8 protein-coding genes are annotated in these 8,451 nt (G+C 70.3%); all 8 read right to left on the bottom strand.

Going from position 1 to position 8,451, the window contains the following annotated elements:
* Nucleotides 1-1,091: MlaD family protein (locus GTW43_RS05380; RefSeq protein ID WP_161300461.1), on the bottom strand; the 1,091-nt coding region annotated here is incomplete at its 3' end.
* A complete protein-coding gene (locus tag GTW43_RS05375; RefSeq protein ID WP_161300460.1) occupies nt 1,088-2,344 on the bottom strand; it encodes an MCE family protein in 1,257 nt (418 codons plus the stop codon). The genes GTW43_RS05375 and GTW43_RS05380, both read right to left, overlap by 4 nt.
* Nucleotides 2,344-3,345 (bottom strand): MCE family protein, encoded by a 1,002-nt coding sequence (locus tag GTW43_RS05370; RefSeq protein ID WP_161300459.1) that lies wholly within the window; start codon nt 3,343-3,345, stop codon nt 2,344-2,346. The genes GTW43_RS05375 and GTW43_RS05370 overlap by 1 nt, the downstream gene beginning before the upstream one ends.
* Entirely contained in the window at nt 3,345-4,397 is a 1,053-nt protein-coding gene (locus GTW43_RS05365) for an MCE family protein (protein WP_161300458.1), read from the bottom strand. Before GTW43_RS05365 ends, GTW43_RS05370 begins: the two co-directional genes overlap by 1 nt.
* A gap of 26 nt (nt 4,398-4,423) precedes the next feature.
* Entirely contained in the window at nt 4,424-5,485 is a 1,062-nt protein-coding gene (locus GTW43_RS05360) for an MlaD family protein (protein ID WP_161300457.1), read from the bottom strand.
* Entirely contained in the window at nt 5,482-6,720 is a 1,239-nt protein-coding gene (locus GTW43_RS05355; RefSeq protein WP_161300456.1) for an MCE family protein, read from the bottom strand. The genes GTW43_RS05360 and GTW43_RS05355 overlap by 4 nt, the downstream gene beginning before the upstream one ends.
* 3 nt (nt 6,721-6,723) lie before the next feature.
* Nucleotides 6,724-7,530, bottom strand: a complete 807-nt coding sequence (locus GTW43_RS05350) for an ABC transporter permease (protein WP_161300455.1) — start codon at nt 7,528-7,530, stop codon at nt 6,724-6,726.
* A 7-nt stretch (nt 7,531-7,537) separates the two neighbouring features.
* Nucleotides 7,538-8,302, bottom strand: a complete 765-nt coding sequence (locus tag GTW43_RS05345; RefSeq protein WP_161300462.1) for an ABC transporter permease — start codon at nt 8,300-8,302, stop codon at nt 7,538-7,540.
* Nucleotides 8,303-8,451: the final 149 nt, after the last annotated feature.

The following is an 8,451-nucleotide window of genomic DNA, read 5'->3' as shown; positions in this document are numbered from 1 at the left end:
GCGGAGCCGCGGACGCCGACCCCGCTCGACGCGGGCTCCGTGCAGCGGGCCCCGGAGTTGAGCGCCGGTGCCGGCCCGGTGTCGGTACCGAGCCGGTAGCGGGTGTCGTCGTAGCCCTCCGTGCACGGCAGAGGCTTGAAGAAGGTGACCGTCATGCCGAAGTTGACCTTCTTTCCGTCGACCGCCGTGGCGCCCGCCGCGACGGCCCGGGGCAGCTGTACGAGGAGTTCCTCGGTGCCGCGCTGCCGGGTGACGGCGACCTCGGAGGTGGTGAGCAGGTTGGCGAGGACGACGCTCAGGTCGGGGTCCATGTCCCGGAGCAGCCCGCTGACCTGGGTGGCGGCCTCGGGGGCGGCCATGACGAGGCGGCGCAGGTCGGCGTCGGAGCCCTTGAGGGTGGCGGCGAGGTCCTTGGCGCCGGACGCGAAGTCGCGGATGGCCTTGCCCTCCTCGGCCTGGGTGCGCAGCACGACCGCGCCGTCGTTCATGAGGGCCGTCGTGCTGGGCAGCGCCCGGTCGGCGGCCTTCACGAAGTCGGTGCCGTTGTCCATGAGCACCTGGAGGTCGGCGCCGCGCCCCTCGAAGGCCTTGCCGAACTCGTCGACGACCGTGCGGAGATCGTCGAGCGGCACGGACGTGGTGAGGTCGTCGACGCTCTTGAGGACGTCGGTGACGGGCCGCGGGACGGCCGTCCGGCTCGCCTCGATCCGGGAGCCGTCCTCCAGGTAGGGGCCGTCGCCGCGGGCGGGCCGCAGGTCGATGTACTGCTCGCCGACCGCGGAGAGGCTCGCGACGACGGCCTCGGCGTCGTCGGGGATGTCGGGCGCGGACTTCTTGATGCGCAGCTCGGCCTCGACGCCGTCCGGGGTGAGCCCGATGGGTCCGACGCGGCCCACGGAGACGCCCCGGTAGGTGACGTCGGAGTGCGTGAACAGGCCGCCGGTGCGCGGGAGCTGGACCGTGACCGTGTAGTAGTCGGAGACGCCGACGAAGCGGCCGAGGTCGGCGTAGCGGATGCCGAGGAACGCCAGGACCAGGACGGCGATGACGAGGAAGGCGACGTTCTTGAGCCGGGTCGCGAGGGTGATCACCGCTCATCGCCTCCCGTCGGCGACGAAGCGGCCCCGGACGACGCGGACGACGTGGGCGCGGACGATGGGGAGCCGGACGACGCGGACGGGGACGACGTGGCCGGCAGCGGCAGTGCCGGGCTCGAACCGGCCTTCTCCGGCGCCCGCTTGCCGTTCTGCTTCTGCGCCGTGGCGCTCGGTGTCGGGGACGCCGAGGTCCCCGGCTCCAGGGGCGGGATGAGGACGGTGCCGGGCGCGGCGGTCATGTTCAGGTACACGTTGAGGTAGTCGCCCTTGATGCCGTTCAGCACCTCGTCGGTGAACGGGTAGGTGAGCAGCACCTGGAGCGAGTCGGGCAGCGCCTTGCCGGAGTCGGCGAGCGCCTTGAGGCTGGGGGCGATGGCCTTCAGGTCGGCGACCATGTCCGCCTTGCCCTGGTTGACCGTGTCGACGGCGACGCCGCTGAGCCGGTCGAGGGAGCGCAGCATCGTCATGAGCGAGCCCCGTTGTTCCTCCAGGGTCTTGAGGCCCGGGGACAGGTCGGTGAGCACGGTGGCCACGTCCTCCTTGCGGTGGGAGAGGGTGGCGGAGAGCCGGTTGACGCCGTCGAGGGCGGCGGTGATGTCGCCGCGGTGGGTGTCGAGGTCGGTGACGAGGGTGTTGACGCGGCGCAGGGTGGAGCGGACCTCGCTCTCGCGCCCGCCGAGGGCCTTGTTGAGTTCCTTGGTGATGGTCTTGAGCTGGTTGACGCCGCCTCCGTTGAGCAGGAGGGACAGGGCGCCGAAGACCTCTTCGACCTCGGTGTTGCGGCCGGTGCGGGCGACCGGGATGCGGTCACCGGCGTGCAGGGCGCCGGTGGCGCCCTTCGTGGGCGCGACGAGCTGGACGTACTTCTCGCCGAGGAGGCTGGACTGTTCCAGCCGGGCACCGGTGTTGGCGGGCAGCTGCACGTCGCCGTTGATGCGCATGGTGACGCGGGCGCTCCAGTTGTCGCCGTCGGCGAGGCTGATGTCGGTGACGCGTCCGACGGCGACGTCGTTGACCTTGACCGCGGACTGCGGGACGAGGCTGAGCACGTCCTTCATCTCGGCGGTGACGGTGTAGGGGTGGTCGCCGAGGTCGGCGCCGCCGGGCAGCGGCAGGTCCTCGATGCCACCGAACGAGGGGACGGGCAGGGTGACGACCCCGAGTGTGAGGCAGAAGGCGACGGTGACGGTGACGGCCCCGCCGATCCAGAGACCTCCGGTCCTGCCGATCCGGAAGGGTGCGCGCATCACTGCTCACCCCCCACGGAGGGCAGCGGCAGGAGCGGGCCGCCCTGGCTGAGTTCGTTGAGGTTGGCGCGTCCGTCGAGGGTGCGCGTCTTCGGGTTGTACGCGTTGACGACGTTCTGCGCGGCGAGCGGTGCGACGTCCAGGGCCTCGGCCAGCGAGGCGCGCTGGTCGACGAGGGCCTGGGTGATGGGCACGAGCTTGCGGACGTTCTTCTTCAGCTCGCCGCGGTTGTCCTTGATGAACTTCTTGACCTGGCCGAGTGCGATGCCGAGTTCCTTCAGGGCGCCGGCGAGGTCGTCGCGGTTGTCGGCGAAGTAGCTGGTGACGTCGTCGAGGTTCTCCTGTGCGGTCCGCACGCCGCGGTCCTTCTTCTTGAGCATCGTGGTGAAGGACTGGAGCTGGGTGAGGGTGGTGAACAGGTCGTCGCTGCGGCCGTTGAGCGTCTTGGCGGCCTTGCCGAACTGCTCGATGCTGTCGCCCATCGCGGCGCCGTTGCCGTCGAGGTTCTCGGCGCCGGTCCGCAGGAGGTCGGACAGGGCGCCCTTCTCGTTGGCGCCGCCGGGGCCGAGCGCCTTGCTGAGCTCGGTGACGCTGTCGTAGAGCTGGTCGACCTCGACCGGGGTGCGGTTGCGGGACGCGGGCAGCTTCGCCCCGTCCTTCATGCGCGGCCCGGACGCGTAGGCGGGCGTGAGCTGCACGTACCGGTCGGCGACGACGCTGGGGGCGACGGCGACGGCGCGCGCTCCCGCCGGCACCTGCACGCCGTCGTCGATCTCGAGGGTGACCCGGACCTGGGTGCCCTGGGGGTGGACGTCGGCGACCTTGCCGACGCGGACGCCGAGGACGCGCAGGTCGGATCCGGCGTAGATGCCGACGGCGCGGTCGAAGTAGGCCGTGACCCGCATGCCGCCGGAGTCCGCGGCGCGCACGCCGACGACACCGGCCGCGATGAGGACGGCCAGGGCGACCCCGCCCACGAGGAGTTTCCACTTGACGGACATCACCGGCCTCCGGCCTTCACGTCGTACGTCCCGTTCTTGGGCGGCATGCAGGAGGTCTTCGGCAGCGAGGTCTCGGGCAGGTAGTTCCGCGGGACGACGCCACACAGGTAGCTGTCGAACCAGCGGCCGTTGCCGAGGGTGTTGCCGACGAGCCGGTAGTAGGGGCCGACCAGGGAGAGCGTCCGGTCGAGCTTCTTCTTGTTCTTCTCCAGCACGGTGGTGACCCGGCCGAGCGCCTGGAGCGTCGGCTCGAGCTGCTTCTCGTTGTCGTCGACGAGGCCGTCGAGCTGGACGCCGAGCGCCTGGCTGCCGGTGAGCAGCGCCTTGATGGCGGTGCGCCGCTTCTTCAGTTCGCCGAGCAGCGAACCGCCGTCGTCGATGAGCGTCTCGAAGCTCGACTGCTTCGTCTTGAGGGTCTTGGTGAGCTTCTTGCTGCCGTCGAGGAGCGCGGCGAGCTGGGTGTCGCGCGAGGAGACGGTCTTCGACAGGGCGGAGAGTCCCTTGACCGCGGCCCGCACGTCGGGCGGTGAGTCCTTGAACGTCTCGGAGATCGTCTCGAAGCTCGCGGCGAGCTGCTTGGTGTCGATGTCGTCGATGGTCCCGCTGAGATCCTCGAACGCCTCCGTCACGTCGTACGGGGACGTCGTGCGGCTGAGCGGGATGCGGCTCCCGGGGTCCTGCCTGCCGCCGCCGAGCGGGTCGAGGGCGACGTACTTCTCGCCGAGCAGCGTCTTGATGGCGATGGCGGCGGTGGTGCGGTCGCCGATCCAGGTGCCGTCGTCCTCGATGCGGAAGGCGACCTTGACCTTGGGTCCGTCGAGGCTGACGGAGGTGACCTCGCCCACCTTGACGCCGGCGATGCGCACCTCGTCCCCGTCGCCGAGGCCCGCGGCCTCGCTGAAGTCGGCGCTGTAGTCGGTGCCGCCGCCGACGAGCGGCAGGCTCGACACATTGAGCGCGGCGAGCGCGAGCAGCGCGAGGACGACGAGACCGGCGACGGCGATGCCGACGGGGTTGCGCTCCTGGACGGGCTTGAACCGGGGTCGTCGCACGGACGGACGCCCGAGGGCGGGCCGTTTCACTGGCACCTCGCTTCTTCGACGACGATGCCGGTGGGGGGCTTCGACCCGTCGGACATGGTGACGCCGTCGACCGAGGCCCGGCACAGGTAGAGGTTGAACCAGGAGCCGTAGGAGGACAGGCGGGACAGGGCGGTCATCTTGGCGGGCGTCTTGTCGAGGAAGTTCTCGATCTGCGGGATGCCGTCGCCGAGGGTGCCGGAGAGGCGGCCCAGCTGCTTGATGTCGCTCTTGAGGGGCGCCCGGGCGTCCTGGAGGAACCCGGCGGTCACGGTCGTCAGGTCGCCCATCGCCTGGACGGCCTCGCCGAGCGGCTTGCGGTCCTCGTTGAAGCCGGAGACGAGCCGGGTGAGCGTGGTGACGAGGTCGTCGAACTTGTCCTCGCGGTCGTTGATCGTCTTCAGGACCTCGGTGAGGTTCCCGACGACCTGCCCGATGACCTTGTCCTTCGCGGCGACGGTCGTGGTGAGGGAGCCGACGTGCTCGATGAGGCTGTCGACGGTCCCGCCCTCGCCCTGGAGGACCTTGACGATCGAGCCGGCGAGGTCGTTGACGTCGTGCGGGGACAGGCCCTCGAAGAGCGGCTTGAACCCGTTGAACAGGAGGGTGAGGTCGAGCGCGGGCTGGGTGTGCGCGAGGGGGATGGTGGCACCGGGGGCGAGGTCCCCCGTGGTGCCCCCGGTGCCACGTTCGAGGGCCACGTACCGCTGGCCGACCATGTTGAGGTACTTGACGGCGGCCGTGGTGGTACCCGGCAGTTCCCTGCCCTTGTCGACGGTGAAGGTGACCTGGGCGGTGCGGTGGTCGACGACGCGCACGTCGGTCACCTCGCCGACCTTGACGCCGGAGATCCGCACGCCGTCGCCGTCGATGAGGCCGGTGACGTCGGTGAACAGGGCGCGGTAGGTGGTGGTGTCGGTGCCGACGCCGGTGTTGGCGATGGACAGTCCGAGCAGGGCGGTGGCCAGCGCGGTGACGACGAGGAACACGAGGGACTTGATGACGGGCCCGGCGACGGACCGTCGCCGGATGTGCGCGAACTCCTTGTCCTCGCTGCTCACTTCAGCTTCACCTCCGTCCCCCGGTAGACGGGTCCGACGAGCAGGCTCGACCAGTCGGGCAGGTCACCCGGGGCCGTCTTGGCGGCGGGCGCGATGAGCTCGTTCACCAGGTCGTTCTCCTGCGGCGAGTTGGCGGGCCCGAGGTTCTGCTCGGCGGACGCCGTCGCGGTGACGGGCGCGTGGGCGGAGGCGCCGAGGTAGGGCACGGGGTAGCAGTTCGGGCCGCCGCCGGTGGAGTAGGAGGGGGTGTCGCGGCCGGGCGCGTAGTTGCCGCGGGAGGCGACGGTGGTGACGTCGACGTGCAGGCCGGGCTCGCCGGTGCCCTTGCCGAGCGCCTTGTCCATACGGGGCACGAAGTCGGCGAGGGTGCGCAGCGTGCAGGGGAACGACGAGGAGTACTCGGCGAGCAGCTCCAGCGTGGGCCGCGAGGTCGCGGACAGCCGGATGATGTTCTCCTTGTTGGCCCGCAGGAAGGCGTCCAGGTCCTCGGCGGTGCGGGTCGTGGCGCCGTAGGCCGACGCGAGGTCCTTCTCCTTCTCCGCGATCGTTCCGCTCGTCGTGGTGAAGTCGGTGAGCGCGTCGAGGATGCCGGGGGCGGCGTCCGCGTAGACGTGCGAGACCTTGACGAGCTGCTTGAGGTCCTCGTTGAGGGTCGGCAGGTTGGGGTTGAACTTCTTCAGGTGGGCGTCGAGCGTGCTGAGCGTCTCGCCCAGCTGCCCGCCCCGCCCCTCCAGCGCCTGCGACACCGCGGACAGGGTCGACGAGAGCTTCTGCGGCTGCACGGCGGTGAGCATCGGCAGCACGTCGTCGAGGACCTGCTGGAGCTCGATGGCGTTGGCGGACCGGTCCTGGGGGATCGTGGCACCGGCCGGCAGCGTCCGCGTACTGGGCGTGCTCGGCGGGACCAGGGCCACGTACCGCTCGCCGAAGAGCGTGGTCGGCAGCATCTGGGCGCGCACGTCGTCGGGGATGTGTCCGAGGGCGTCGGGTTCGAGCGCGAGGGTGAGGCGGGCCCCGGTGTCGGTGGCGTCGATGGACCGCACCTCGCCGAGGACGACGCCCCGCAGCTTGACCTCGGCCCCGAGGTGCATCTCGTTGCCGACGCTGCCGGTCTCGACGACGACCTCGTCGGAGTCGACGAAGTCCTTGTTGTAGACGGCGACGGCGAGCCAGATCAGCAGCGCGGGCACCACGAGGAACACGAGGCCGGCGAGCCGGCGGCGCAGGGTCTCCATGGTTCAGCCCGCCACCTTCACGGTCGTCGTCGCGCCCCACAGCGCCAGCGACAGGAAGAAGTCGGTGACGGAGATGAGCACGATCGCGTTCCGCACGGACCGCCCGACGGCGATGCCGACGCCCGCGGGGCCGCCGGTGGCCCGGTACCCGTAGTAGCAGTGGGCGACGATCACCATGACGCTGAAGATCAGCACTTTCAGCACCGACAGGAGCACGTCGGTCGGTGACAGGAACAGGTTGAAGTAGTGGTCGTACGTGCCCTGCGACTGCCCGTTGAAGACGGTGGTGATGATGCGGGAGGCGAGGTACGACGAGAGCAGCCCGATCGCGTAGAGCGGGATGATGGCGACGACGCCGGCGATGATCCGGGTGGTCACGAGGTACGGCATGGACCGCACGCCCATGCCCTCGAGCGCGTCGACCTCCTCGTTGATCCGCATCGCGCCGAGCTGCGCGGTGAACCCGGCGCCGACGGTCGCGGACAGGGCGAGTCCGGCGACGAGCGGCGCGATCTCGCGGGTGTTGAAGTACGCGGAGACGAACCCGGTGAACGCGGCGGTGCCGATCTGGTCCAGGGCCGCGTACCCCTGGAGCCCGACGACGGTGCCGGTCGCGGCGGTCATCGCGATCATCACGCCGATGGTGCCGCCGATGACGCCGAGTCCGCCGGACCCGAAGGCGACCTCGGCCAGCAGGCGCTGCACTTCCTTCGTGTACCGCCGCAGCGTGCGCGGGATCCACACCAGCGCCCGCAGGTAGAACATGAGTTGGTCGCCACTGCGGTCGAGCCAGACGAGGGGGGAGGTCATGACGGGCTCAGCCTCCCTTCGGCGGAACGATCTGGAGGTAGATGCCGGTCATCACCGTGTTCACGAAGAAGAGCAGGATGAAGGTGATGACGACGGACTGGTTGACGGCGTCACCGACGCCCTTCGGGCCGCCGCGCGGGTTGAGCCCCCGGTACGCGGCCACGATCCCGGCGATGAAGCCGAAGATGAGGGCCTTCAGCTCGCTGATGTAGAGGTCGGGCAGCTGGGCGAGCGCGGAGAAGCTCTGCAGGTACGCGCCCGGGGTGCCGCCCTGGAGCACGATGTTGAAGAAGTACCCGCCGAGCGTGCCGACGACGGACACCATGCCGTTGAGCAGTACGGCGACGGACATGGTCGCGAGCACGCGGGGCACGACGAGCCGCTGCACGGGCGAGACGCCCATGACGGTCATGGCGTCGAGTTCCTCGCGGATCTTCCGCGACCCGAGGTCGGCGCAGATCGCGGAGCCGCCGGCGCCGGCGATGAGCAGGGCGACGATGAGCGGGCTGGCCTGCTGGATGACGGCGAGCACGCTGGCGCCGCCGGTGAACGACTGGGCACCCAACTGCTGGGTCAGCGACCCGACTTGCAGGGCGATCACGGCGCCGAACGGGATGGACACGAGCGCGGCCGGAAGAATGGTCACGCTCGCGATGAACCAGAACTGCTCGACGAACTCCCGGAACTGGAACGGCCGTCGGAACACGTCCCGCGCCACCTGCAACCCGAGCGCGAACAGCTGCCCCGTCTGCCGAAGGGGCGCCAACCACATACTCATGAAACCAGCCCCGAAAGCCCCACAGGCCCCCATCCCTCGACGACTCCGTCGCAGGGCGCGGGACCGCATCCTTCAGCGACTCCGTCGCGGGGCGCGACCAGCCGCCCCGTAAGGGGCGCGGGGAACTGCGCGACCAGCCACGA

The sequence above is a fragment of the Streptomyces sp. SID5785 genome, from assembly GCF_009870065.1.
Classification (GTDB): Bacteria; Actinomycetota; Actinomycetes; order Streptomycetales; family Streptomycetaceae; genus Streptomyces.
This window is presented reverse-complemented; position numbering and strand designations above follow the sequence as displayed.